The organism is Pseudomonas flavescens (assembly GCF_013408425.1).
In the GTDB taxonomy this organism is placed as follows: Bacteria; Pseudomonadota; Gammaproteobacteria; order Pseudomonadales; family Pseudomonadaceae; genus Aquipseudomonas; species Aquipseudomonas fulva_A.
In genome coordinates this window covers 5,540,479-5,564,281 of sequence record NZ_JACBYV010000001.1, presented here as the reverse complement: position 1 = coordinate 5,564,281, position 23,803 = coordinate 5,540,479, and the positions used below count along the sequence as shown (strand labels likewise).

The window sequence follows — 23,803 nt, the reverse complement described above, 5'->3', positions numbered from 1 at the left end:
CCGCGCCTGGCGCGGTTTTTTTTGGTCCGGATTTCGCTACACCACGATCAACCAGCAGCCTCCCGCTGGAATATCCAGAAGCACACTGCACCGCCCCCGAGCCGAGCGCATCAGAGATCCCTGTCTATAGTTAAGGAAATAGGCCGATCACGGCGCCACGAGTTCTCGCCATGAAGCACACCCACAGCGTTGACAGTGCCCCCATCCAGGCTTTCGCCTGGAACAGGGGCCGGCCATGTCGGCAATCGAGGTTCGAGCGGCACCGGCACCTTCCGCGCCTCGCCAGCGTTGAGCGCAGACCGGCCCGGATATTCTTGCCTGCCCCCTGTGAATGCAGTCATGACCGTCTATAAAGCGCCGAAGGCCGCCATGAGTTGCCCTCTACCCCCAAGCATCCTCAGGGGGCGCGTCTGCGATAGACCCTCCCCCGTCCCGTGGCAGCACACCAGCAGCGATAGCCACGTCATCGATTCACCCTCCTCACGGCCGGATAACGATCCGAGCTTCTACTTGCCGCGCCATCACGTGCCGGCGAAGCCTCACGCCATTCGTCATCGACACGCCAGCAGTGACGCTGGCGAGCGACGAGAGGTACCTGATTCAGGAAGAACTATCTGCAGTTGGCGCAAGCCTATACCTGAAGACGTTCGAGCGATGGAGAGCCGGCAGGATGAAATCTCTTACAGCCATCTTGGGCGTTAAGACGCTTTTCCACACCGTTGCCGGTATTGCCTTGCTGAGTGCTGCGAACAGTTACGCAGCCGTCTCGCAGAGCCCGCTGAGCCTAACCACGGGCGTTCCGCCCAACATGCTGCTGACGCTCGATGACTCGGGAAGCATGCGCTGGGGATTCGCGCCAGACGGGCTGAGTACCGAATCAGCTACTCGCCGTGCCAAGTCGAGCGCCTACAACCCGATCTACTACAACCCTGCTGCGACTTACGATGCACCGGTGGTCTTCGATGCAGCCGGCAACGAACAGCAATTGGCGACCTCGTTCACCCAGGCCTGGCATAACGGTTTCAGAACGACAGTGGGTTCGACCAATCTGAGTGGTGCGGGCTATCGAGTCGCCTGGGACGTACCCATTACCACGGTCCCTGGGAGTACCAGCTACAACTATGGCGACGTCAGCAACTACGCTCAACCGACAGGCACCGTCTCCAGGCTGGCCGATAACCCGAGCGCCGACTTCTCCGCCACGGTCGGCCTTGGCACGCTGTTCGCCACCCAGGCGACATCGCCCGGAGGCATCCAATTCACCATTACGCCGATCCTGATCGGCGTACTCGGCTGTACGGCAGTGGCCAGCTATCCCGGTGTTTTTTCCGGGCTCACGGCCGATTGCAGCAGAACGGCCACCGGTTACACAGCAACGCTGGTCAGGCGAGCGGTTCCCGCCTACTACTACATCTACGATTCGAGCAGAGCCAGCAATTGCAACGCCGGCAACGACAGTTGTTATGCCTTGCGATTCGTCGTTAGCGGTGAGCAGGCGAACTTCGCGAACTGGTACTCCTTCTATCGCAATCGTGCACTTTCGACCATCTCTGCAGCAGCTCTGGCGTTCTACAATCTCTCGCCATCCGTGCGACTGAGCTGGCAGGGTCTGGGCCGCTGCACCACGTTCGACGGCAGCGATACCACCTACTGCAGAAACAACGCCTTCAAGGCATATACACCCGCACACAAGGGTCAGCTATACGCCTGGCTGCAAAACATCGCCTTCGATCAAAGCACCTACCTTCCGGCGGCGATGAAACGGGCTGGCGAGTTCTACAGAACGACCACTCCCTGGCAGGCATTTCCCAATGCCGCCGGCACCAACACCACCCAGAACACTTACGCCTGTCGCGCCAGCTATCACATCATGATGACCGATGGGCAATGGAACGAAGCGGCCAGTGCGCCCAGTAACTTCCGCCATGATGCGGCGACCTTCACGCTCCCCGATGGCAGGGCATTCACTCAGCGTGCGCCCTACTACGACAGTACCGCCAACACGCTGGCCGACCTGGCGATGCATTATTGGGCAAGCGACCTGAACCCCAATCTGAGCAACGACATCACGGCCTACATCCCCTACAAGACGGGTGATACCACCACCGACTACTGGGACCCGCGTAACGATCCGGCGACCTGGCAACATATGACCAACTTCACCATGGGCCTGGGGCTGACCCAATCACTGACGCAGAGCAACATCCCCTGGGGGGGCAGTACATTTGCCGGCAGCGGATATGCCGCGTTGGCAGCGGGTACGGCCTGGCCAGCTGCAGCGGCCAACGCCACGGACGCCAACGTCTACGATCTGTGGCATGCCGCGATCAATTCACGGGGCGAATTCTTCAGCGTGGACAGCCCCGATGCCATGGTTCAGGCCTTCGCGGACATTCTTTCGCGCATTGCCGACCGTAAATCCAGTGCAGCCCGTCCCGCCATCAATTCGGGACAGGTCAGCTCGGATGAAAGCAGCACACAAACCGTGTCCTATCAAACCTCCTACGCCAGCGATGACAACTGGTCAGGCGATGTGAAACGCTTCGAGAAACGCTGGAATTCGGTGACCAATACCATCGACACCGTCGAAGTCTGGAGCGCGAAAACCAAGGTACCGGCATGGTCCCAACGCAGGATAAAAATCGCCAGCCCAGCGTCGATCAACACGAGCGGTCTGCAGGATTTCAATGCCACCAATGCGGCACTCAGCCTGTATTCAGGCAGTACCCTGCTCGCCTATCTGACAAGAAACCCGGAAAACGGCCTGACGGATACCCTGGCTGCCTCGCGGGTCGACTACCTGCGTGGCAACCGAACGGGAGAAGGCACCACGTTCCGCCGCCGTAGCGGACTGCTGGGCGACTTCTACTCCTCCAGCCCAGCCGTGGTCTCGGGCGCTCGTTATCTGGAGCAATTCTCCAATCGCCTGGAGGGCAATACGGCCTACACCACCTTCAAGGCCAGCATCGCCAATCGCACACCTCGCATCTACGTAGGCGGCAACGCAGGGATGTTGCACGGTTTCAATGCCCTGACGGGTGTCGAGGAGTTCGCCTTCATCCCGTCCTCGGTATTCCCGAAACTGAACAAGTTGACCGGTTCCAATTACTCCCACGAATTCTACGTAGACGGCTCGCCAGTGGTCGCTGACGTATACGACGGCACCACCAGGCAATGGCGGACCATTCTGGTCGGCACATTGAAGGGCGGAGGAAAATCCATCTTCGCACTGGACGTCACCACGCCAGGCAGTGAAAAACTGCTCTGGCAATTCGACGAGAACAGCATCACAGCCGCCAACGCCGTGAAAATGGGCTACAGCTTTTCCCAACCGACCATTGCCCGTCTGCACAACGGCAAATGGGCGGTGGTGTTCGGCAACGGCTACGAAAGCGCGGGCAACACCAACGGCAAGGCAGCGCTGTTCGTTCTCGACGCCATGCAGGGTACGGTGCTCAGGAGCCTGGAGGTACAGGGCACCAGTGGTATAGCCAATGGCCTCTCGACGCCCAAGCTGGCTGACTACAATGCGGATGGGGTCGCCGACTACGCCTATGCTGGCGACCTGCAGGGCAACATGTGGCGCTTCGATCTGCTGCGCAGCAATCGCAACAACACAAGCCCCTTCACAACCGCTGATGACGCAGCTGCAGCAGCCAGCGAATTCAAGGTTGGCTTCGGCGGCAACCCATTGTTCAAGGCGAGTGCGGACAATGCCGGCACGCAACGCCAGCCGATCACCTCGGCGCCAAGCCTGGTCGCTCACCCAACCGGTACCGGCTATATGGTGGTGTTCGGCACCGGCCGCTTCTTCGACAGTGACGACAAGGACGGAGACAAGAGCATGCCGCAGAGCGTCTACGGAATCTGGGACAAGCAGACCCTCGGTGAAGTGGCGAACAACCCGTCCATCAACCGCAACAACCTGCAGCAACAGAGCATTACCAACACGGTTACGGCAACGACCACCGACGGCGCAAACCGTCAGGCCCGGGTGATCAGTAACAACAGCGTCCGCTGGCAGGCCAGCACCTCTGGCGGCTCGACACTGCCGGCACAAAACGGCTGGTACCTGAATCTGGTGCAGAGCGATGGCGAGATGGTGGTGGAGAACATGTCGCAGCTCGGTCGCACCCTGTTCTTCCAGTCACTGACGCCGAACAGCGACCCTTGCGGTGACGGCGCCAGCAGTTGGACCTACGCCATCAACCCGTTCACCGGGGGCAGAACCTCCCAACGCGCATTCAACTACACCCCGTCGAGCCTCAACAGCGGCACCGGCACCTCCATCGTTTCGGCGGTTCGTCAGGATGGCGAAGGGGGTGGCACCCTTGCGCAGAATCCTGACAACAGTTACCAGTACTGCACTGGGCAGGAGTGCATCACGGTCTACCCGGATCCCTCGAGCATTGGCCGGCAGAGTTGGCGCCGTGTCGAGGAAAGGGAATGAAGTACGTCGGTAAATTGCCAGGCATGCGTATCGGGTGAGTCACGCAATCTGCCCGTACGGATCAGGGTGACGACCAACAGTCCATGCAGTGATCAGCCGCCTGCAAATGACGTGGCCGTTGTGTGCGCAACTGAGGCACCTTGCGGGCTGCCTTCACAACACGATCGTCCATCGTCAACCACACCTCCCCCGCTGCTGCTACTATCTCCCTCTGTCATTCGATGCGACCAAATCGCCAGTATTGGGGTCGTATGCCGATAACGAAACAACAACGGATCGATGATGCAGGACAACCCGATTTGGACGCTTCCACCGCGCAAGCAGCGTAGCCGCCTGGCTGAAGACCTGGTGGCGAAGATTTCCCAGCACATGCGTGACGGCACGCTCAAGCGTGGCGAGAAGCTGCCGGCCGAGCTGGATATCATGAGGGCCGAGGGAGTGAGCCGGACGGTGGTGCGTGACGCGCTGTCACGCCTGCAGGTGGCGGGCCTGGTGGAGACGCGCCGGGGTGTCGGAACTTTCGTGTGCGACATGCCTGCAGCACCGGAGCTGCAGCTTGGGCCGGCGACCATCAGCACCGCGCAGGATGTGCTGGAACTGCTGGAACTGCGCATGAGCCTGGAGGTGGCTACCGTGGGCCTGGCAGCACAACGGCGCACACCCGAATCACTGAAGGAGATCCGCGTTGCGCTGGATGCCCTGCAGCAGGGCGCCGTACAGTTGCCAGCCGGCCTGCCGATCAGTGCGGACTTCCAGTTCCATATCAAGATCGCCAAGGCAGCGCAGAACGCTCACCTGCTCGACATCATGAAGCACCTGGGTGCCAAGCAGATCCCGCGCAACAAGTTCAACTCGGCCTACAAGGCACACGAGGACGGCGAGGCCTACAAGGAAAACCTCAGCCTCGAGCACGAGATGATCTACGAGTCCATCGCCCGTGGCGATGTCGACTGCGCGCGAGCCGCCATGCAATTGCACCTGATCAACAGCCGTGAGCGCCTGCTCAAGGCTCAGCGTCGGGGCTGATGCGCCGCGACTGCTGTACAAAACGGCGGCCGGCCGCTGAATCAAGGCGCCGCACCCCACGGCGAATAAACCGGCAACCTCGATAGCAGGGCGCGGCCACCATCGCCTCGCCCGCAAGCGGGCTCCTACACTGGCGAACGAAACGGACGCCTGCGGACTCTTCACCTTGCGATGTCGAGCCCTCGGGCGTCCGTTATTGGCACCTGCGTGCGCTCTTGATTACATGAAGTTGTACTGAACCCCGATGCGCCAGCGCATCTGGCGATCATCCTCGGTGGGGCTCACGCGTACGTCACCGATTTCGATGAAGGGCGCCCAGGACTTGTCCAGCTTGTATTTGACGATCAGGTTCTGCTCGTAGTCGCTCTTCTTGTTGTCGTAACGGATGTAGTCGGTATCGAAGTAGATGTACTGGTACTCGTAGGACAGCTTGCCGGCCGGGGTGTAGCCGATCCAGCCCTCGTAGCGCTGGGTATTGCGGTTGTCGGAGCCGCGATCCGGGACATCTTCATCGATCCGGTCGCGGTTCAGCTTCAGCGCATCGAAGCGGTAGCGGGCGGCGACATAGAACTGGTCACTCAGCTTGCGGGTGTACTTGAGGCCGAACTTGTAGGTCGTGCCGTTCTCGTTGCTGTCCAGCTGGATCGCCGGTTGCCAGGTCGACACCGCGCTGTACTTGTACTGGTAGCTGGTGGTCAGTTCGTGGCCGCTCGACACGGTGTTGTCGAAAGCGACGTCCTTGCGGTCCCCGGCGGTGCGGTACTTCAGCTCGCCTTCGAATCCCCAGCCATTGTCCATGCGGTAGGACAGTTTGACCCGGTCGGCGTGCATGCTGTCGTCGTCGAGAAACTGGTGGCGATAGTTGATCGAGGCACTGTCGGCCAATGCACTGCCCGCAGCGGCAGTGGACAGCAGGCAAACGAGTAGACGCAGTGTGAGAGTTTTCTTGGTCATGATGATCTTCTTGTTGTTTTCTATGGGTTGAGTGTGTGTTGCCCGGTTTTCAGGCAAAGCGCCGCCCTGCAGCGCTTTGTCCGCATGTTCGAATCGCTGTGTGGGCCATCGCGCAGGCGAGTCCGTGCCGCGGGCCTGCAAGCCCGTGTTGGAAAATCGGCAGGGGAACTCGCGCTAATGCGCGGTGCAGAGCGCTCAGGTGCTGGCGGGCCCCCGAGGCCTGCGGGTTATGCTGTCAAGGCGGTGCAACGGCACCGATGTCACGGCTGGCATCGACCAGCAGTTGGGTGTAGGCGTGCTCAGCACGGTTCTGCGCCAGCAAGCCGGTGTCGAGTGTTTCCACGATGCGCCCGTGCTGCATCACGGCAACCCGGTCACAGAGGTGGGCGACCACGCCCAGGTCATGGGTCACCAGCAGGTAGGTCAGGCCTTCCTGCTCGCGCAGGTCGGAGAGCAGGTTGAGGATCTCCGCCTGCACCGACACGTCGAGCGCCGAGGTCGGCTCGTCGAGCAACAGCACCCGCGGCTCTAGGATCAGCGCCCGGGCGATGGCCACCCGCTGCCGCTGGCCACCGGACAACTGGTGGGGGTAGCGATAGCGGAAGCTGTCGTTGAGGCCGACCTTGTTGAGGATCGAGGTGACCCGGTCCCCCCGATCACCGATGCCGTGCACGCTGAGCGGCTCGCTCAGTGCCGAGTCGATGGTGTGGCGCGGGTGCAGCGAGCCGTAGGGGTCCTGGAAGACCATTTGCACCTGGCGAAAGTGCGCCAGATCCAGCTTGTGGCGCAGGCCCCGACCAGCAACGCTCAGGTGCCCTTCCCAATGTCGGTACTGCCCGGCCAGGCAGCGCAGCACCGTGGTCTTGCCCGAGCCGGACTCGCCGACCAGGCCAAACGATTCGCCCTCTTCGACGCGCAGGGCAACGTCGTAGAGCACCTGATTGCGCGCCGCACTGACGCCGAAACTGAGATTGAGTGAATCCACTTCGATCATGGCCATGGGTGCGTACTCAATGGGTCAGCCAGAGGGGATCGCGCTGCAGGTTGGGCAGGCGCGGACGAGGTCGGTCGATGTTCGGCAAAGCGGCCAGCAGGCCCTGGGTGTAGGGATGCTTGGCGTTGTCCAGGTCGGCGGCATCGAGTGCCTCGACCACGCGGCCGGCGTACATCACCAGCACCCGATCGCAGAAACTGCGCACCATGTTGAGATCGTGGCTGATCAGGATCAGGCCCAGATCACGCTGCCCGACCAGTTCATCGAGCACGCTGAGCACCTGGCGGCGAACCGAGACGTCCAGCGCCGAGGTGGGCTCGTCGGCGACGATGATTTCCGGGTCGGTGATCACCATCATGGCGATCATGATGCGCTGCGCCATGCCGCCGGAGACTTCGTGCGGGTAGAGGCCGTAGACCCGTTTGGGATCACGGATGTGCACCTTGTCGAGCATGTCCAGCACCCGCTCGCGGGCGTCGGCGCGGCTGGCGCGGTGATGCGCCAGGTAAGCTTCGGCGATCTGCTCGCCGACACGCACCACGGGGTTCAGCGAGTACTTGGGGTCTTGCATGATCATCGAGATGCGCTTGCCGCGAATCGCCTGAATCTGCTTTTCGCTGGCACCGAGCAGGTCGACCTCGCCGAGCGTCATGGTCTTCGCGGTGATACGCGCGCTGGCCGGATGCAGGCGCAACAGGCTGCGCCCCACGGTGGACTTGCCAGAGCCGGACTCACCGACGATGGCCAGCTTTTCGCGGCCCAGGCTGAAGGACACGTTGCGAACCGCGTCGACCTCCTTGCGGCCGCTGGTGAAGCGTACGCAGAGGTCGTTTACTTCCAGTTTGATAGCGGACATGGGGCCTCCTTATTCGCTGCGCGGATCGAGAACGTCGCGCAGACCGTCCCCCAACAGATTGAACGCCAGGCTGACCAGCATGATGGTCGCCCCCGGCACGGCTACCAGCCACCAGCACTCGAGCATGTAGCGACGCCCGGTGGAAATCATCGCGCCCCACTCCGGCAGCGGTGCCTGGGCACCAAGGCCGAGGAAGCCCAGCGCGGCGGCGGTGAGAATGATGCTGGCCATGTTCATGGTCAGGCGGATGATCACCGACGACATGCACATGGGCATGATGTGGCGAAAGATGATGCGTGACGACGAGGCGCCCTGCAGCTGTACCGCGACCACGAAATCGGCGTTGCGCAGCGACAGGGTTTCCGCCCGGGCCAGGCGCGCGATGGGCGGCCAGGAAGTCAGCGCGATGGCGATGACCGCATGCTCCAGGCCTGGGCCCAGTGCAGCGATGAAGGCCAGCGCCAGCACCAGGCTGGGGAACGAGATGAAGATGTCGGTGATGCGCATGAACAACGCATCCACGAAGCCACCGAAGTAGCCGGAAATGGTGCCGACCAGCAAGCCGATGGGGCCGACGATGATGGTCACCAGACCGATGATGTACAGGGTGATGCGCGAGCCGTAGACCAGCCGGCTGAACACGTCGCGGCCGTACTCGTCGGTGCCGAACCAGTGCGCGGCGCTCGGCGCCTTCAGGGCGTTGCCGAGGTTCTGCACGATCGGGTCGTGGGTGGCGATCCACGGCGCGAAGGCGGCCACCAGGATCAGCAGCATGACCACGCTGGAACCCATCAGCGTCATGGGGTTGCGCAGCAGGTGCTGTATCACACGCACGCTGCTGTGGCAGAACGCCTGGAACGCCGAGACTGGCGTCTGTTCGCCCGTGCGCTTGATGGATGAAGATGAAGAGATGTTGGCAATCATCGTATGCCTCCGGAACTCGGTTCGGGTCGGTAACGGGCACGCTGCCGCGCCCGATCACTCAACGCTGCTTGTACACACCCAGGTAACGCGTCGCCTCGGCGTCGGCACCCTGGAATCCTTTGACGTCAGCCGCGCTGACCACCGGATCGGTCATCTGCGAAATCATCATGATCGGCCCCGCCAGCTCGTCGTAGCGCTGCTGCACGCGGTGATACATGCTCAGCTTGGCGGCTTCGTCGCGCTCCACGCCGAGCTTGTCGATCAGCGTGTTGAGCTCGTCGTCCTGAAACGCAGCGCGCCAGCCCTGGAAGTTGGCGATACCGGCGTCATCGCGGTTGTCCGGGTTGTAAACGAAGGTGCGCAGACTGAAGTACGGATGCGGATAACGCTCGGCGCCGCGGGCCACGATGATCTCGAAGTTGCGCGCACGCATGGCGCCGTACACCTGATTACCGGTACCGGTGACGATGCTCGCCTGGATGCCGGCCTGGGCCAGGGTCGACTGCAGGTTCGAGGCGATGTTGACGAACGGCGGCTCGGCCAGGGTGCGGATGGTGGTCTTGAACCCCTGCGGGTGGCCGGCCTCGGCGAGCAGCGCCTTGGCGGCGTCGACGTCGAGCGTGTAGCCAGGATCCGGCAGGCGCGCCGTCAGCCCCAGTTGCATGGGCTGCTGGTTGAGCTTGCCGTAATAAGGCATCACCACCTTGTCCAGCCCCTGATAGTCGATCAGCGAACGCACGGCCTTGCGCACGCGGATGTCGTCGAACGGCGCCTGCTTCATGCTCATGGCGACGTAGTACATGGTGCCGCGCTGCAGCGTCTGGATCTGCATGTTGCCCTTGGCGGCCAGCGCCTGGACGTCGGACGCGGCCATGCCGTAGCCCATGTCCAGGTCACCGCGCTCGAGCATCAGGCGCAGCGATTGCGATTCGGTGATATGGCGGATCAGTACGCGCTTGAGCTTGGTGGCGCCGCCCCAGTAATCGGCGAACGCGGTCATCACCAGGGTGTCGTTGGCACGCCAGGAACTGAGGGTGAACGGGCCGCTGCCCGCTTCGTTGGTGACCAGCCAGGCAGCGCCCAGATCGCCGTCCTTTTCATGTTCGAGCACGGTCTTGCGATCCAGCACCACGGCGCTTGGCGACGTGGCCAGGGTGTCGATCACCAGCAGCGGGTCGGTCGGCTGCGGCAGCTCGATGACCAGCGTCGAATCGTTCTCGGCGCGGATCAGTTGCCCAATGTTGTCCAGGGTGTAGCCGTAGGCCTTCCAGGTGGTGGCCAGGCCGAAGTTGAGTTTCAGCACCCGATACAGCGACCAGGCGACGTCCTCGGCGGTCAGCGCATTGCCGGAATGGAAGCGCACGTCATCGCGTAGGTGGAAGGTCAGTCGGCGACCGTCTTCGCTGACGTCCCAGCGCTCGGCCAATTGCGGGATGTGCGCGTCGGGGCTGCCGTCCTTGCGCAACACCAGGGTGTCGTACAGGTTGGCGTTGATGCCCGAGGCATCGAGCCCCGGCGCATTGGCCGGGTCGATGGAAAACAGGTTGGCCATGCTCATGCCGACGATCAGTTGATCGTCCGGGGTCTTGGCCTGGGCGGTCAGCAGCGGAGCGCTACACAGCAGCGCACCGAGCACGCCGCAGAGCAGCGTGGAGCGAAACGATTTCATGCGGATGTCCCTATTGTAATTATTGAAGGGCTGCAATCGAGTGGGTCGGGTCAGCGGGTGCGCGGGTCGAACACCTTGTACAGCGCATCGCTGAGCAGATTGAGACCGACGAAGATGAAGCCGATCACCAACACGCAGCCCATCACCGCGTTCATGTCACCGAGCAGCAGGCTGCTGGTCAGGTACTGGCCAAAGCCGGGCCAGGCGAACACCGTCTCGATCAGCACCGCTCCTTCGAGCAACGAGCCATAGGCCAGCGCCACCACGGTGAGCAGTTGCACGAGGATGTTGCGGAAGGCATGGCCCCAGATCACCTTGCGCCGCGACAGGCCCTTGACCCGAGCGGTGAGGATGTATTCCTGGGAAAGCTGCTCGAGCATGAAGCTGCGGGTCATCCGGCTGATGTAGGCCACCGAGTTGAGGCCCAGGATCAGTGCCGGCAGGAGGATGTGCTTGAGGGCACTGGAAAAGGCATCCCAGTCGCCAGCGATGGCACTGTCGATCAGCAGCATGCCGGTCACCGAGGGCACCATGCCGTCGTAGGCCAGATCGATACGCCCGGCACCACCCGCCCAGCCGAGCCAGGCATAGAACACCAGCAGGCCCATCATGCCGAGCCAGAAGATCGGCGTGGAATAACCGAACAGGGTCACCACACGCGCCAGGTGATCACCGATACGGCCCTGGTTGGCCGCCGCGAATACGCCCAGCGGCAGGCCGAGCACCACACCGAAGATGATCGCCAGCGTGGCCAGCTCGATGGTCGCCGGGAACACCCGGGCGATGTCCTCGATCACCGGGTGGCCGGTGAGCAGCGCATTGCCGAAATTGCCCTGGGCAAGATCGCGCAGGTAGTAGCCGAACTGCACCAGCAGCGGCCGGTCCAGGCCCATGGCCTGATAGACCTGGTCGTAGGTGGAACTGTCGGCATCCGGGCCGACCACCGCCAGCACCGGATCGAGTGGCATCACTCGGCCGATGAAGAAAGTCATCGCCAGCAAGCCCAGCAGGGTCATCAGCACCGCGCCGAAACGGCGTGAAGTACCGCCCATCCGCGTGCCGAAGAAAGACGCAGTCGAAGCAAACATAACAGGCTCCCGATTGATCGCAGCTCGTTCGTATAAGCAGGGGCGGCGCTACGCCGCCCGGCGGCTCAACGATCCTTGTGCACATCCTTGTAGCGCGTGGTCGCCGCGCTGTGACCGATATAGCCGACGACGTCGTGGTAGATCACCACCGTGTCGGTCATCTGCGAAATCGGCATGATGGCGCCGACCTGCTCGTCGTAGAGGTTTTGAAACTGGTGATACAGATCCATCTGGGTCTGCTTGTCCGGCTCTACCTCGGCCTTTTCGATCAGCGCATTGAGCTCCGGGCTGTAGAACGAGGTACGCCAGCCCTGGAAGTTGCTCAGCTTGGCTTCGTCACGGTTGTCCGGGTTGTAGACCAGGGTGCGCAGACTGGAATGCGGGTGACGCTCAGCGCCGCCACCGCCACGACCGACGATGATGTCGAAGGTGCGTTCACGCATGGAGCCGTACACCTGAGTGCCGGTGCCGGTGACGATGCGCGCCTTGATGCCGGCCTGAGCCAGAGTCGATTGCACGCTGGAGGCGATGTTGATGAACGGGGGTTCCGCGAGTACACGGATAGTGGTCTGGAAGCCATCCGGGTAGCCGGCTTCGGCCAGCAGCTTCTTGGCTTCCTCGACGTTCAGGCGATAGCCGGGATCATCCAGACGCGCGGGCAGGCCGAGCGGCATCGGGCGCTGGTTGAGGGTGCCGTAATGCGGCATCACCACCTCATTGATGCCCTGATAATCGATCAACGAACGGACCGCCTTGCGCACGCGGGCGTCAGCGAACATCGGCTGTTTGGTGCTCAGCGCCACGTAGTAGAGCGTGCCGCGCTGCACGGTCTGGGTCTTGACCTTGTCCGAACTGCTCAGGGCCGTGATGTCCGGTGCCGACATGCCACGGGCGATATCCAGGTCGCCCCGCTCGACCATCAGGCGCAGCGACTGCGACTCGGTCATGTTGCGCATCACCACGCGCTTGAGCTTGGCTGGGCCGCCCCAATAGTCCTCGAAACGGGTCATCAGAATCACGTCATTGGCGCGCCATGCGTTGAGCACGAATGGTCCGCTGCCCGCCGCATTGGTGGTCAGCCAGGCACCGCCCATATCGCCATTCTTGTCGTGCTTGAGCACCTCTTTCTTGTCGAGGATGAATGCACTGGGCGAGGTGGCCAGGGTATTGAGCACCAGCATCGGATCGGTCGGGCGAGCCAGCTCGACCACCACGGTGTGGTCGTCAGGGGCGCGGATCTGCTGCTCGACGTTATCGGCGGTGAAGCCGTAAGCCTTCCATGTCGAGGCCAACGCCAGGTTGAGCTTGAGCACGCGCTGCAACGACCAGATCACATCCTGGGCGGTCAGCTCGTTGCCGGAGTGGAACTTGACGCCGCTGCGCAGGTGGAAGGTCAGCGTCTTGTGGTCATCGCTGACTTCCCAGCGTTCGGCCAGGGCCGGTACCAGGTTGTCCGGCGCGGCAGCGTCCTGCACCAGCAGCATGTCGTACAGGTTGGCGTTCACCTCGGACACGTCCAGGCCAGTGGCGGCAGCCGGATCGAGGGACAGCAGGTTGATCATGCTCATGCCGACGATGAGCTGATCGGCAGGGGTCTTGGCCTGCACCGTGGTCACGGAGCCCAGGGCCAGGGTAGCGGCCAGCAGGCCCGCGACCAGATGCGGAATTGGTTTGATCATGAGATAGCCTTCTTATAGTTATTCGACTCTCAGAAACAGCGCAGCCGCATGCGGCTGCGCACCGGTGCATCAGTACCGGTTGACGGTGTTCGTCTCGATGTAGGCGAAGTTGATGTCTTCGCCCAGACCCGGACGATCCGGCAGGTGCACGTAGCCATCGCTGTCCATCGGGTCGACGATGCTGTTCAGATAGGCAGGCACGTCGTCGTAGTTGAGGAACGGGTGCAGCAGGCCGCGCTCGTACCAGTCACAGTTCTTGATCGCACCGACCACCGCCAGGTTGGCGGCGCCGTTGCCATGAATCTCGCAGTGCATGCCATAGGATTCGGCCAGGTGCGCGACCTTCAGGCACGGCGCGATACCGCCGACCCCGGCCACGCCGGCGCGCAGGATGTCACAGGCGCCCTGCCCGACCCAACTGGCACGGCTCATGTACTTGCCCCCAAGGGATTCCGGCCCCAGCACCGGGATGTCCAGGTTGGCCGCCAGCCAGGCATAGGACTCGGCGGACTCCTCCATCATCGGCTCTTCGAACCAGGCGAAGTCGAGCTTTTCCAGTTCGCGGCCGATGTACAGCGCGTCGGTGCGGCTATACCAGTGATAACCGTCGAGCATCAGGGCGATATCCGGGCCGACCGCCTCACGCACAGCGGCGCAGGCACGCACGTCCATCTTCGGATCCGGCGCGAAGGAGATCGGTGGCATCCAGGTGTGCAGCTTGATCGCCTTGTAGCCACGGGCGACCAGTTGCTCGGCGAAGCGGCCGTACTCCTCGGGAGTCGACAGGCCGCCCGGCAGGTCATCGCCGCACATGGTCGACCCATAGGCCAACACCTTGTCGCGATAGCCACCAATCAGCTTGTGCACCGGCTGCTTGAATTTGCGCCCCGCCCAATCCCACAGCGCCTGCTCGACGAGCGCCAGCGCGCGGTCGGTCAACTGACTGGCACTGCCGCGCTGCCAGTGAGCGAGGTCCTGCCAGATCTTCTCGCGATCCATGACGTTCTGCCCGATCAGCACCTTGCGTACGAAGCTGTCGATGATGTGCGGACGAATCAGCTCGGGCGCGCCAAAGGCATAGCCTTCCACGCCGTCTTCGGTGGCGATGCGCAACAGCGCCATCTTGGCCAGGGATTCGTCGCCCGGGTGGGCATGACCGGCAGCATCGACGCTGCGGCGAGTGGGGTAGGTGAAAACCTCGACATTGACCTGAGTGATCTTCATTGAACGCGCCTTGGATCTTGTGATTATTTGAGTGGCCCGATGTATGTTGTCATACAGCGAATAACCCGATAATTGCGCCAATCCCAAACGCTGTCAAGAACCTGTAAAGAAGAAAATCATCCCCAGCAAAGATGTGAAATGGCCATCACGCACTCCGGTCAACGCCAAATTAAATCAATTAAAAACCTGTAAATTCATATAGTTATTTAAAAATAACCACAAATTCAAAGCGGGCAATGAAAAATACGAGCCCTCTCTTGAATGCCAGAAACTTTCACAACCGCGGGGCCGCGCGTCAAAAAGATGAGCGGGGTCCAGTCCGCCGAAAAAGGACAACTCAGGCAGGTTGTCGTACAGCTCAATTTCACATGGTGGGAACCGCAGGCACAAAAAAACCGCGCATTGCGCGGTTTCTGAGCCAGCCTGGAATCAGCGTTTGGCGATGATATACACGGCGTGAATGATGCCCGGGAAATAGCCGCACAGGGTCAGCAGGATATTCAGCCAGAAAGCGCCGCCGAAGCCGACCTGCAGGAAAACGCCCAGAGGCGGAAGAAGAATGGCGATCAGAATACGGATCAGGTCCATGGTGTACGTCCTATTGAAGTGGGCCCGGCTGGGCTATACCCCACAATCGACTGGCGCCACCGGCATCCGGTTCAAGGAAAATCACATCGCCATCAACCTCATGCAACGCGGCAGCGCCTATCCGCGCAAGCGCCACGTGCGATCGGGAGACAGCTATAGTGTTCTGGCTTGCCAACACCCCCTTCCACTCCTGATCAAGGGAACCCCCATGAGCAAGACCTACAACGTCGCCGTACTGGTCGGTAGCCTGCGCAAAGCATCGATCAACCGCAAACTCGCCTTGGCACTGGCCGACCTGGCACCGCAGAACCTGAGTCTGAAAATCGTCGAAATTGGTGATCTGCCCTTGTATAACGAAGACATCGACGTCGATCCGGCACCCGCTGCTTACAGCCACTTCCGCGCCCAGGTGAAGGCGGCGGATGCCGTGCTGTTCATCACCCCGGAGTACAATCGCTCGATCCCCGCCCCTCTCAAGAATGCCGTCGACGTAGGTTCGCGTCCCTACGGCCAGAGCGCGTTCAGCGGCAAGCCGGCTGGCGTGGTCAGCGCCTCCCCTGGCGCAGTGGGCGGTTTCGGCGCCAACCATCAACTGCGCCAGGCGCTGGTGTTTCTCGACATGCCCCTGCTGCAACAGCCGGAAGCCTACCTGGGCGGCGCCGGCAACTTCTTCGATGAAAGCGGCAAGCTGAGCGACGGTATCCGGCCGTTCCTGCAGAAATTCATCGACACCTATGCCGCCTGGGTCGAGACGACCGCCAAAGGTTGAGCCCTGCCGACAGGGAGCCCAACTGCCGGGCTCCTTCCAATTGAAAAAGCCTCTCAATCAGGTCTAGAGTACCGCCTTTGCCGGGCCAGACGATTTGCGTCTGCAGTACGACGAGGCGCAACCATGAACGATTCGGCCGAGAAGCTGGATATCTTCCTGTCCTGCCGCAGGGCATTGGTCAACTATGCGGCGCAGATCACCCAGGACCGGGATCGTGCCGAGGATGTCGTTCAGGAAGCCTATCTGCGCCTGCATCCCCTGCAGCGCCCCGAGCTGCAAGCCATCGAACAGCCCGTCGCTTACCTCTATCGCATCGTGCGCAACCTTGCCCTCGACATGCGCCTGAGCGAGGCCCGCGAGCAGCGCCGCCACGCCATGCCGCCGGACTGGCTGCTGCCGACCCTGGTCGCCAGCCCCGAAGAGGCCTGCCTGCACAGCGATGAGCTGGAGCACCTGTCCAGTGCCCTGGCGGACCTGCCGGAGCAAAGCCGCCGCGCGCTCGAGATGCATCGCCTGGGCGGCAAGACCCTGGCGCAGATCGCCGAACAGCTGGGCGTGTCCCTGGCCACGGCTCATCGCCTGGTACGCGATGCGCTGGTACGCCTGGCCCGCGCCCTGCCCGGTGATGACACGCGGGACCAGCAGCGTGACTGACTCTGCGGGCAACACGGACGACCTGCTCGAACAGGCCGCCGACTGGCACCTGCGCCTCAGCGAAACGCCGAGCGCACGCAAGGATTTCGAACGCTGGCTGGCGCAGGGCCCGGAGCATCTGCATGCCTGGCAACAGATCGAGCGAGTGTGGGGAGGCATCGCGCAACTGCGCGAACCCCCGACACAAACCGCTCGCCCGGCCAGCCCCCCGCCGCGACGCAAACGTCGCTGGCTGCCCGCGGCACTGGCGGCCGGCATCGCTGCGCTGGCGATCCTCACTTATCCCCAGGCCGCACTGCACTGGCAGGCCGACTACATCACCGCAGCGGGGGAAACCCGCACGGTGACCCTGGCCGACGGCTCGCTGGTCACCCTCGGCCCGCGCAGTGCCTTGCGCAGCGAATATCGCAGCGAGCGCCGTGATCTGCAGCTACTGGCCGGCCAGGCGTTCTTCGATGTACAGCGCGATGTCGAGCGGCCCTTCGTGGTCCAGGCCGGCAGCAGCGCAGTGCGGGTACTCGGCACCGCGTTCGAAGTCGACCTGAGCGAACGTTATCTGGACGTCGCCGTAGAGCGCGGCCTGGTGCGCGTAAGCAGCCAGGTCGATGGCGCCAGCAGCGAAGATGACCTCCACCCTGGTGAAGGCCTGCGCCAGGACAGATTCAGCGGAACCCTGCAGCATCTGCGGGTCGACAGTGAGCGCGTGGCCATCTGGCGGCGTGGCCAGTTGTTCGTGGAAAACGCCAGCGTCAGCGAAATTCTCGAGCAGATGCGCCGCTACACACCGGGCTGGATCGTGCTCGCCGACCCGGCTCTGGCGCAGCGCCGCCTCACTGGCATCTACGACATGCGCGACCCGGATCGCGCCCTCGGCGCCCTGGCTCAATCGCTGGCGGTACCCAGCCGGCGCATGACGCCCTGGATCCGCGTGCTGGGAACGCCTTGATCGCACCGCGCGGCGGACCATCAGAAAAAAATCCCTCGGCGATGAAAAAAATCGCCGAGGGTGTCGTCTTTACAATCGTAAATTTGAGAATCCCTCTCAAACGTTAACGATATGTATGAAGGACGACAGCATGCTGGTGCCGCGTTTGCGCTTTTCTCCTCGACTCGTCTTGCGTTTCGGCATCGGCTGCTTCGCCGCCCCCTGCCTGCTGCTCGGCTCGCCCCTGGGCATGGCACAGAGCGCCTTGCAGGCGCCAGGCAGCGGCGAAGACCAGCAACGCCATGCCTTCTCCATCAGCAGCCAACCGCTGGCCTCGGCGCTCGCCACCTTCGGCAGCCAACGGGGCGTCCAGGTCAGTTTCGACGCGCGCCTTGCCGATGGCCTGAGCGCACCGGCGGTACAGGGCAACTACAGTGAGCGACAGGCGCTCACCCTGTTACTGCAAGGCTCCGGCCTGGGCTGGACGCTCACCCCGGAGCGCACCCTGCTGCTGTTCCCGCAGGACAACAGCGGCTCACTGTCCCTGGCGCCGTCGACCATCAGTGCCAGCGGCGAGCACGAGTATGCCGATGGCCCGGTCAGCGGTTACCGCGCCACCCGCAGTGCCACGGGCAGCAAGACCGACAGCGCCCTGCGCGACATTCCACAGTCCATTCAGGTGGTGCCTCGTCAGGTTCTCGAGGACCAGCAGCTCAACCAGTTGGCCGACGCTCTGGTCAACGTCAGCAGCGTGCAACGCGGCAACTCCCACGGAGGTTCCACCGAGAGCTTCGTGGTGCGTGGTTTCCACTCTCGCACCTACGCGGTCGACGGCATGCTGATGAACCCGCTGGTGTCGCGCCCTGAGGTGATCAGCGATCTGGTCAACGTCGAGCGCGTGGAAGTGCTCAAGGGCCCGGCCTCGGTGCTTTACGGCCAGGGCGACCCCGGCGGGCTGATCAACCTGGTGACCCGCAAACCGACGTTCACGCCGGAGACCCGGATCAAGGCCCAGGCTGGCAGCGAAGACTTCTATCGCCTGGAGGTCAACGCCAGCGGCCCGCTGGACGAAGCGAAAACCCTCGCCGGGCGCATCGCCATCGCCGGGCAGACCGAAAGCAGCTTCCGCGATACCTTTCGCAACAACCGCCATACCTACATATCCCCCACGTTGCGCTGGGAGCCAACCGAATACACCCGGGTCGATGGCGGTCTGGAATACACCAACCAGACCAGCCAGTTCGACCGCGGCGTGATTCCGCAAAACGGCCGCATCAGCATGAAGCCGGAGCGCTTCCTGCACGAGCCCTGGTCCCACGACGACGCCAGGAAGGTCGCGGCCTGGTGGCGTGTCGAGCATGACGTCAATGACTGGCTGACCCTGCGCCAGGCGACCCGCTGGGACGAGTCGGATAAACAGCGCTACGTCGTCGACCTGCGCGACATGCGCGCCGACGGCCGCACCCTGCGCCGCCGCGCCACCGACGGCAAGGAAGCCGTACGCACTCTGGACATGCAGTTCGAGGCCATCGCTCGTTTCGCCACGGGCGGCCTGCAGCATACGGCCCTGGTCGGCTTCGAATACCTCGAAGGTGATCGCCATGCCGGCAGCGACCGCGCCCCGCTGGCCGATATAGATATCTACGAGCCGGTCTACGGCGCGGTACCCGGCACGTTCACCTATGGCGGCGGCTCGGAGTACGAGCTGGAAACCCGGAGCCTGTATCTGCAGGACCAGATCGACCTGAGCAGCCAGTGGAAACTGCTGGTCGGGGCACGCTACGACAGCACACGGCAGAAAAACCTGACCATCGAAGACGACTACAGCGAGGTTCCTACCAACCTCGATCCGGAAAAGGTCTCCCCGCGCGTCGGTCTGGTCTACCAGCCCAACGATCAATTGTCGCTCTATGCCAGCTACAGCACCTCGTTCGTCCCCCAGGGCGATATCGATCGCTCAGGGCGGCCGCTGGATCCAGAGGAAGGCAAGCAGTTCGAAGTGGGCGCCAAGGTCGAGCTGATTCCACAACGATTGAGCGCCACACTGGCAGTGTTCCAGCTAACCCGCGAAAACGTCGCCAGTACCGATCCGGAAAATGAAGATCGCTCCATCCAGACCGGCGAACAGCGCGTGCACGGCGTAGAACTGGATATCGTCGGCGAACCGCTGGACGGCTGGCACATCATTGCCAACGCCAGTGTGCTCAACGCCGAGCTGACCAAGCACACCCCCACCGCTGACTCACTGGTGCGAGAAGGCAACAAGCTGCAGGGCGTACCGACCCTGAGCGGCTCGCTGTGGAGCAGCTACCAGTTGCAATCGGGCAACCTGAAAGGGTTGGGCTTCGGTGCGGGAGTAATCGCCGTTGGCGCCCGCGAGGGCAATCTGGAGAACAGCTACGACGTCTCCGGCTACACGCGCTTCGACGCCAGCCTGTTCTACGACCTCAGCGAAGAGGTTCGCGTCTCGCTCAATGGACGCAACCTCACCGACCGCGAGTATCTGGAAACCGTCGCCTCCACCGATGGCAACTACTACGGCGAGCCGGCCTCGCTGCTGGCCACCATCAGCGCGAAATTCTAGCCATGCACGACACCTTCACGGCCCGGGAGCTGGCCGCGGCGTACGGGCGGGTGCTGCACAAGCGTCTGCTGATCTGCGCGGCACTGCTGGTGGCGGTGTTCATCAGCCTGGTGCTGGATATCGCCATCGGCTCCACGCTGTTTTCGCCAGGTGAAGTGCTGGGTGCGCTGTTCACACCCCAGATGGTGGATATCGACACGCAGGTGATCGTCCGCGAACTGCGGCTGCCCTTCGCGTTGATGGCGGTGCTGGTCGGCGTGGCCCTCTCGCTGGCCGGTGCGGAAATGCAGACCGTGTTGGGTAATCCCCTGGCCGATCCCTTCACCCTCGGTCTGTCCTCCGCCGCCTCGCTCGGAGCGGCGCTGGCCATCGTCCTCAACCTGGGCATTCCCGGTGTACCGGATAGCGCCCTGGTGACCCTGAACGCCTTCTTCTTCGCCTTCGCCTCGGTGCTCCTGCTACAGGGCGTCGCGCGCCTGGCTGGCGGCGTGCAGACCCTGCTGCTGTTCGGTATCGCCCTGGTGTTCTGCTACAACGCGCTGGTCGCTCTGCTGCAATACATCGCCTCACCCGACGCCCTGCAACAACTGGTGTTCTGGAGCCTCGGCAGCCTGACCCGCTCCAGTTGGCCTGCCGTGCAGACCCTGGCGCTGGTGGTGGTGCTGACCATTCCCTTCAGCCTGCGCGCGGCCTGGCCACTGACCGCCCTGCGCCTCGGCGAGGAGCGTGCGCTGACCCTGGGTATCGATGTCGGCCGCCTGCGTTTCGGCTCGCTGCTGCGCATCAGCCTGCTGGCCGCCACGGCGGTGGCCTTCGTCGGCACCATCGGTTTCATCGGCTTGGTCGGCCCGCATATCGCACGCCTGCTGATCGGCGAGGATCACCGCTTCTTCCTGCCGGTCAGCGCGCTGGTCGGTGCACTGGTGATGTCCCTCGCCTCGATCGCCAGCAAGCTGGTGATTCCTGGCGTGATCCTGCCGGTGGGTATCGTCACCGCACTGATCGGCGTGCCGCTGTTCATGACGCTGCTGCTGCGCCAGGGGCGGCGCCCATGACTGCGCCGGCCCTGACGATTGCCGGGCTGCAGGTGCACTGCCGTGGCACGCAGATTCTCCATGGCATCGATCTGCCCGCCATCGAGCCGGGGACACTGGTGGCGCTGGTCGGCCCCAATGGCGCAGGCAAGTCCACGCTGCTACGCAGCCTGGCAGGGCTGTTGCCCACGACCGGCAGCCTGCGCCTGGGCGACTTCGACCTGCTGCGCTGCTCGCGCCGCGAGCGCGCGCAGCAGATGGGTTTCATGCCCCAGCAATTGCCCGATGGTATCGCCATGAGCGTACTGGAAACCCTGCTCGGCGCTCTGCATGCCGGCCAGACTGGCCAAACGCCGGGCGCCATACAGCGAGCCCATGGCGTGCTGGAGCAGCTTGGCATCGTGCACCTGGCCATGCGCCCGCTCGAGCAGTTGTCCGGAGGCCAGCGGCAATTGGTGAGCCTGGCCCAGGCGATGATTCGCGAGCCATCGCTGCTGCTGCTCGACGAACCCACCAGCGCCCTCGACCTGCACCACCAGAACCGGGTGATGGGAACGGTGCGCAGTCTCGCCGACCAGGGCCGCATCGTCGTCGTGGTGCTGCATGACCTGGCCCTCGCCGCGCGCTGGGCGGATCGCCTGGTGGTGCTCGCCAACGGCCGCATGCAGGCCACCGGCAGCCCACAGGAGACGCTCACCCCATCGCTGCTGGCGAACGTCTACAAGGTCGATGCTCGGGTCGAAACCTGCAGCCGTGGGCACCTGCAAATTGCCGTGGATGCTTCGCTGTGACGCTTCGTGCTGCGCTGGCGGTGATCCTGCTGCTGACGGGTGCTGCCGTCCAGGCCGATGACTATCCACGCACCGTGATCGACCTCGCCGGCCGAGAGGTGCGCATCGAGGCACCGCCGCAGCGGATCCTGCTGCAGGACAGCAATGACCTGCTGGCCCTGGCCATTCTCGAACGTGAAGCGCCACTGGCCCGTGTGGTGGCCTTCAACAACAACCTGCGCGGCTCGGATCCCAGCCTCTGGCAACTGCTGATGGAACGCTGGCCAGCTGCCGCCCAGATACCGACACTGGGCTTTTCCTCCGCCGGGGATGTGGATATCGAGCGCGTCATTCGCCTTCACCCGGACTTGCTGGTGGTGCGTCTGGAGGCCCGGCCGGCCGTGGAAAACAGCGTGCTTGGCAGCCTGCTCGAACGCCTGGGCATCCCGTTGATCTACGTCGACAGCCAGGATGACCCGCTACGCAACGTACCGCGCAGCCTGTTGCTGCTCGGTGACGTACTGAATCGCCAGGCTCGCGCGCGGGCCTACGTCGACGCCTATCAGGCAAAACTCCACGAGTTGCAGCGACGCAGCCGTGACCTCCCCAAACCCCGGGTGTTCATCGAAGCCCGAGCGGGCCAGGCCGGCAGCGGTAGCTGTTGCCATACCCAGGGCGACAAGGGCTGGGGGGCGATGGTCAAGGCGCTCGGCGCGACCAATCTGGGCTCGCGGCTGCTGCTTGGCGACTCCGGAGACGTCGCCCTGGAGATGCTTATCCGCAGCAAACCGGATCATTACGTGATGACCGGCACTCAGCGCCTGCGTGAAGGCGTAGGTGCTTTGCCATTCGGCTATCGTGCCGACCCAGGCGCCGTGCAGGATCATCTTCACCGCCTGCTGCAACGGCCGGGCTTCGAGCGCATCCGCAAGGCGCCGAACCACTGCGTCCATGGCCTTTACCATCAGTTCTACAACAGCGTGTTCAACGTCATCGGCGTCGAATACCTGGCCAGCATGCTCTGGCCGCAAGCCTTCGCCGACCTCGATGCGCAGGCCAGCTATCGCGCCTGGATCGCTCGCTTCACCGAACTACCCGACGCGCCACTGGTATTCTCCGCCCGCCACTGCGGCATCGATGAGGCAACCCCATGAAACCCCTGCTAAGCACCCTGCGCACATGGGCCAAGGCGCTCAAACGTCAGATCATCCTGCTCTGGCTCTGCTGCCGTCAGCCAGACATGCCCTGGCCAGCCAAGCTGGTGGGCATCGCCGTGGTGTTGTATGCCGTCAGCCCGGTGGACCTGATCCCGGATTTCATTCCGGTGCTCGGCCTGCTCGACGACTTGCTGCTGTTGCCGCTGGGCATCGCTCTGGCCGTGCGCCTGACGCCTGCCGAGTTGATCCAGCGTTGTCGCCCGCAAGCCGAACGCCTGGCCGACACGCGCATCGGCGGGCGTGGTCGCTGGGTGGCGGCGGCAATCATCGTGGCGCTCTGGGTGCTGCTCGCAGCACTGGTCTGGCGCGGGCTTCGGGGATGACAACGATCAGATGAAGAGCAGGGCCGACGCCTCGGCAGGCGGGCTGGCAGTTGGACGATAGGCAATGCATTGGCA

Annotated in this window: 19 protein-coding genes; 10 read left to right on the top strand and 9 right to left on the bottom strand. The window is 63.1% G+C overall.

Annotation, left to right across the window (positions count from 1 at the left end):
• The first annotated feature begins 670 nt into the window (after positions 1-670).
• Both FHR27_RS24825 and FHR27_RS24820 read left to right on the top strand, forming a co-directional pair.
• Complete coding sequence (locus tag FHR27_RS24825; RefSeq protein ID WP_179539830.1) at positions 671-4,450, top strand: pilus assembly protein; 3,780 nt, start codon at positions 671-673, stop codon at positions 4,448-4,450.
• Between the two features lie 282 nt (positions 4,451-4,732).
• Entirely contained in the window at positions 4,733-5,476 is a 744-nt protein-coding gene (locus FHR27_RS24820; RefSeq protein WP_179539829.1) for a FadR/GntR family transcriptional regulator, read from the top strand.
• A 219-nt stretch (positions 5,477-5,695) separates the two neighbouring features.
• Here FHR27_RS24820 and FHR27_RS24815 read toward each other — a convergent pair whose 3' ends face one another.
• The 9 genes from FHR27_RS24815 to FHR27_RS24775 form a co-directional block, all read right to left on the bottom strand.
• A complete protein-coding gene (locus tag FHR27_RS24815) occupies positions 5,696-6,430 on the bottom strand; it encodes an oligogalacturonate-specific porin KdgM family protein (RefSeq protein ID WP_082045758.1) in 735 nt (244 codons plus the stop codon).
• A gap of 235 nt (positions 6,431-6,665) precedes the next feature.
• On the bottom strand, positions 6,666-7,430 hold the full coding sequence (locus tag FHR27_RS24810) for an ABC transporter ATP-binding protein (protein ID WP_042553331.1): 765 nt from the start codon (positions 7,428-7,430) through the stop codon (positions 6,666-6,668).
• A 10-nt stretch (positions 7,431-7,440) separates the two neighbouring features.
• Complete coding sequence (locus tag FHR27_RS24805) at positions 7,441-8,280, bottom strand: ABC transporter ATP-binding protein (RefSeq protein ID WP_042553330.1); 840 nt, start codon at positions 8,278-8,280, stop codon at positions 7,441-7,443.
• 9 nt (positions 8,281-8,289) lie between these two features.
• Positions 8,290-9,204 (bottom strand): ABC transporter permease, encoded by a 915-nt coding sequence (locus FHR27_RS24800; protein WP_042553329.1) that lies wholly within the window; start codon positions 9,202-9,204, stop codon positions 8,290-8,292.
• A 58-nt stretch (positions 9,205-9,262) separates the two neighbouring features.
• On the bottom strand, positions 9,263-10,873 hold the full coding sequence (locus tag FHR27_RS24795; protein WP_042553328.1) for an ABC transporter substrate-binding protein: 1,611 nt from the start codon (positions 10,871-10,873) through the stop codon (positions 9,263-9,265).
• A 50-nt stretch (positions 10,874-10,923) separates the two neighbouring features.
• On the bottom strand, positions 10,924-11,961 hold the full coding sequence (locus FHR27_RS24790; protein WP_042553327.1) for an ABC transporter permease: 1,038 nt from the start codon (positions 11,959-11,961) through the stop codon (positions 10,924-10,926).
• Positions 11,962-12,026: 65 nt separating this feature from the next.
• Positions 12,027-13,640, bottom strand: a complete 1,614-nt coding sequence (locus FHR27_RS24785) for an ABC transporter substrate-binding protein (RefSeq protein WP_218878531.1) — start codon at positions 13,638-13,640, stop codon at positions 12,027-12,029.
• A 69-nt stretch (positions 13,641-13,709) separates the two neighbouring features.
• Complete coding sequence (locus FHR27_RS24780; RefSeq protein ID WP_042553325.1) at positions 13,710-14,864, bottom strand: mandelate racemase family protein; 1,155 nt, start codon at positions 14,862-14,864, stop codon at positions 13,710-13,712.
• Between the two features lie 429 nt (positions 14,865-15,293).
• A complete protein-coding gene (locus FHR27_RS24775) occupies positions 15,294-15,452 on the bottom strand; it encodes a YqaE/Pmp3 family membrane protein (protein ID WP_042553324.1) in 159 nt (52 codons plus the stop codon).
• 208 nt (positions 15,453-15,660) lie between these two features.
• On the opposite strand from FHR27_RS24775, the gene FHR27_RS24770 reads away from it, so the two are divergent.
• The 8 genes from FHR27_RS24770 (at position 15,661) to FHR27_RS24735 (ending at position 23,728) form a co-directional block, all read left to right on the top strand.
• On the top strand, positions 15,661-16,221 hold the full coding sequence (locus FHR27_RS24770; RefSeq protein ID WP_042553322.1) for an NADPH-dependent FMN reductase: 561 nt from the start codon (positions 15,661-15,663) through the stop codon (positions 16,219-16,221).
• 123 nt (positions 16,222-16,344) lie between these two features.
• Positions 16,345-16,875 carry a sigma-70 family RNA polymerase sigma factor gene (locus tag FHR27_RS24765; protein WP_042553321.1) on the top strand — a complete coding sequence of 177 codons (531 nt, stop codon included), beginning with the start codon at positions 16,345-16,347 and terminating at the stop codon, positions 16,873-16,875.
• On the top strand, positions 16,868-17,821 hold the full coding sequence (locus FHR27_RS24760) for a FecR family protein (RefSeq protein ID WP_179539828.1): 954 nt from the start codon (positions 16,868-16,870) through the stop codon (positions 17,819-17,821). Before FHR27_RS24765 ends, FHR27_RS24760 begins: the two co-directional genes overlap by 8 nt.
• A gap of 115 nt (positions 17,822-17,936) precedes the next feature.
• A complete protein-coding gene (locus FHR27_RS24755) occupies positions 17,937-20,384 on the top strand; it encodes a TonB-dependent siderophore receptor (protein ID WP_179539827.1) in 2,448 nt (815 codons plus the stop codon).
• A gap of 2 nt (positions 20,385-20,386) precedes the next feature.
• Positions 20,387-21,439 (top strand): FecCD family ABC transporter permease, encoded by a 1,053-nt coding sequence (locus FHR27_RS24750; protein WP_042553319.1) that lies wholly within the window; start codon positions 20,387-20,389, stop codon positions 21,437-21,439.
• A complete protein-coding gene (locus FHR27_RS24745; RefSeq protein WP_179539826.1) occupies positions 21,436-22,209 on the top strand; it encodes an ABC transporter ATP-binding protein in 774 nt (257 codons plus the stop codon). Before FHR27_RS24750 ends, FHR27_RS24745 begins: the two co-directional genes overlap by 4 nt.
• The gene (locus FHR27_RS24740) at positions 22,206-23,342 is read left to right on the top strand and encodes an ABC transporter substrate-binding protein (protein ID WP_179539825.1); all 1,137 of its coding nucleotides are present in this window, start codon (positions 22,206-22,208) and stop codon (positions 23,340-23,342) included. Before FHR27_RS24745 ends, FHR27_RS24740 begins: the two co-directional genes overlap by 4 nt.
• The gene (locus FHR27_RS24735) at positions 23,339-23,728 is read left to right on the top strand and encodes a YkvA family protein (RefSeq protein ID WP_179539824.1); all 390 of its coding nucleotides are present in this window, start codon (positions 23,339-23,341) and stop codon (positions 23,726-23,728) included. Before FHR27_RS24740 ends, FHR27_RS24735 begins: the two co-directional genes overlap by 4 nt.
• Positions 23,729-23,803: the final 75 nt, after the last annotated feature.

Bases quoted from the DNA above. Each gene is read 5' to 3' on its own strand.
- FHR27_RS24825 (WP_179539830.1), top strand. From the start codon at position 671: ATGAAATCTCTTACAGCCATCTTGGGCGTTAAGACGCTTTTCCACACC.
- FHR27_RS24820 (WP_179539829.1), top strand. From the start codon at position 4,733: ATGCAGGACAACCCGATTTGGACGCTTCCACCGCGCAAGCAGCGTAGC.
- FHR27_RS24815 (WP_082045758.1), bottom strand. From the start codon at position 6,430: ATGACCAAGAAAACTCTCACACTGCGTCTACTCGTTTGCCTGCTGTCC.
- FHR27_RS24810 (WP_042553331.1), bottom strand. From the start codon at position 7,430: ATGGCCATGATCGAAGTGGATTCACTCAATCTCAGTTTCGGCGTCAGT.
- FHR27_RS24805 (WP_042553330.1), bottom strand. From the start codon at position 8,280: ATGTCCGCTATCAAACTGGAAGTAAACGACCTCTGCGTACGCTTCACC.
- FHR27_RS24800 (WP_042553329.1), bottom strand. From the start codon at position 9,204: ATGATTGCCAACATCTCTTCATCTTCATCCATCAAGCGCACGGGCGAA.
- FHR27_RS24795 (WP_042553328.1), bottom strand. From the start codon at position 10,873: ATGAAATCGTTTCGCTCCACGCTGCTCTGCGGCGTGCTCGGTGCGCTG.
- FHR27_RS24790 (WP_042553327.1), bottom strand. From the start codon at position 11,961: ATGTTTGCTTCGACTGCGTCTTTCTTCGGCACGCGGATGGGCGGTACT.
- FHR27_RS24785 (WP_218878531.1), bottom strand. From the start codon at position 13,640: ATGATCAAACCAATTCCGCATCTGGTCGCGGGCCTGCTGGCCGCTACC.
- FHR27_RS24780 (WP_042553325.1), bottom strand. From the start codon at position 14,864: ATGAAGATCACTCAGGTCAATGTCGAGGTTTTCACCTACCCCACTCGC.
- FHR27_RS24775 (WP_042553324.1), bottom strand. From the start codon at position 15,452: ATGGACCTGATCCGTATTCTGATCGCCATTCTTCTTCCGCCTCTGGGC.
- FHR27_RS24770 (WP_042553322.1), top strand. From the start codon at position 15,661: ATGAGCAAGACCTACAACGTCGCCGTACTGGTCGGTAGCCTGCGCAAA.
- FHR27_RS24765 (WP_042553321.1), top strand. From the start codon at position 16,345: ATGAACGATTCGGCCGAGAAGCTGGATATCTTCCTGTCCTGCCGCAGG.
- FHR27_RS24755 (WP_179539827.1), top strand. From the start codon at position 17,937: ATGAAGGACGACAGCATGCTGGTGCCGCGTTTGCGCTTTTCTCCTCGA.
- FHR27_RS24750 (WP_042553319.1), top strand. From the start codon at position 20,387: ATGCACGACACCTTCACGGCCCGGGAGCTGGCCGCGGCGTACGGGCGG.
- FHR27_RS24745 (WP_179539826.1), top strand. From the start codon at position 21,436: ATGACTGCGCCGGCCCTGACGATTGCCGGGCTGCAGGTGCACTGCCGT.
- FHR27_RS24735 (WP_179539824.1), top strand. From the start codon at position 23,339: ATGAAACCCCTGCTAAGCACCCTGCGCACATGGGCCAAGGCGCTCAAA.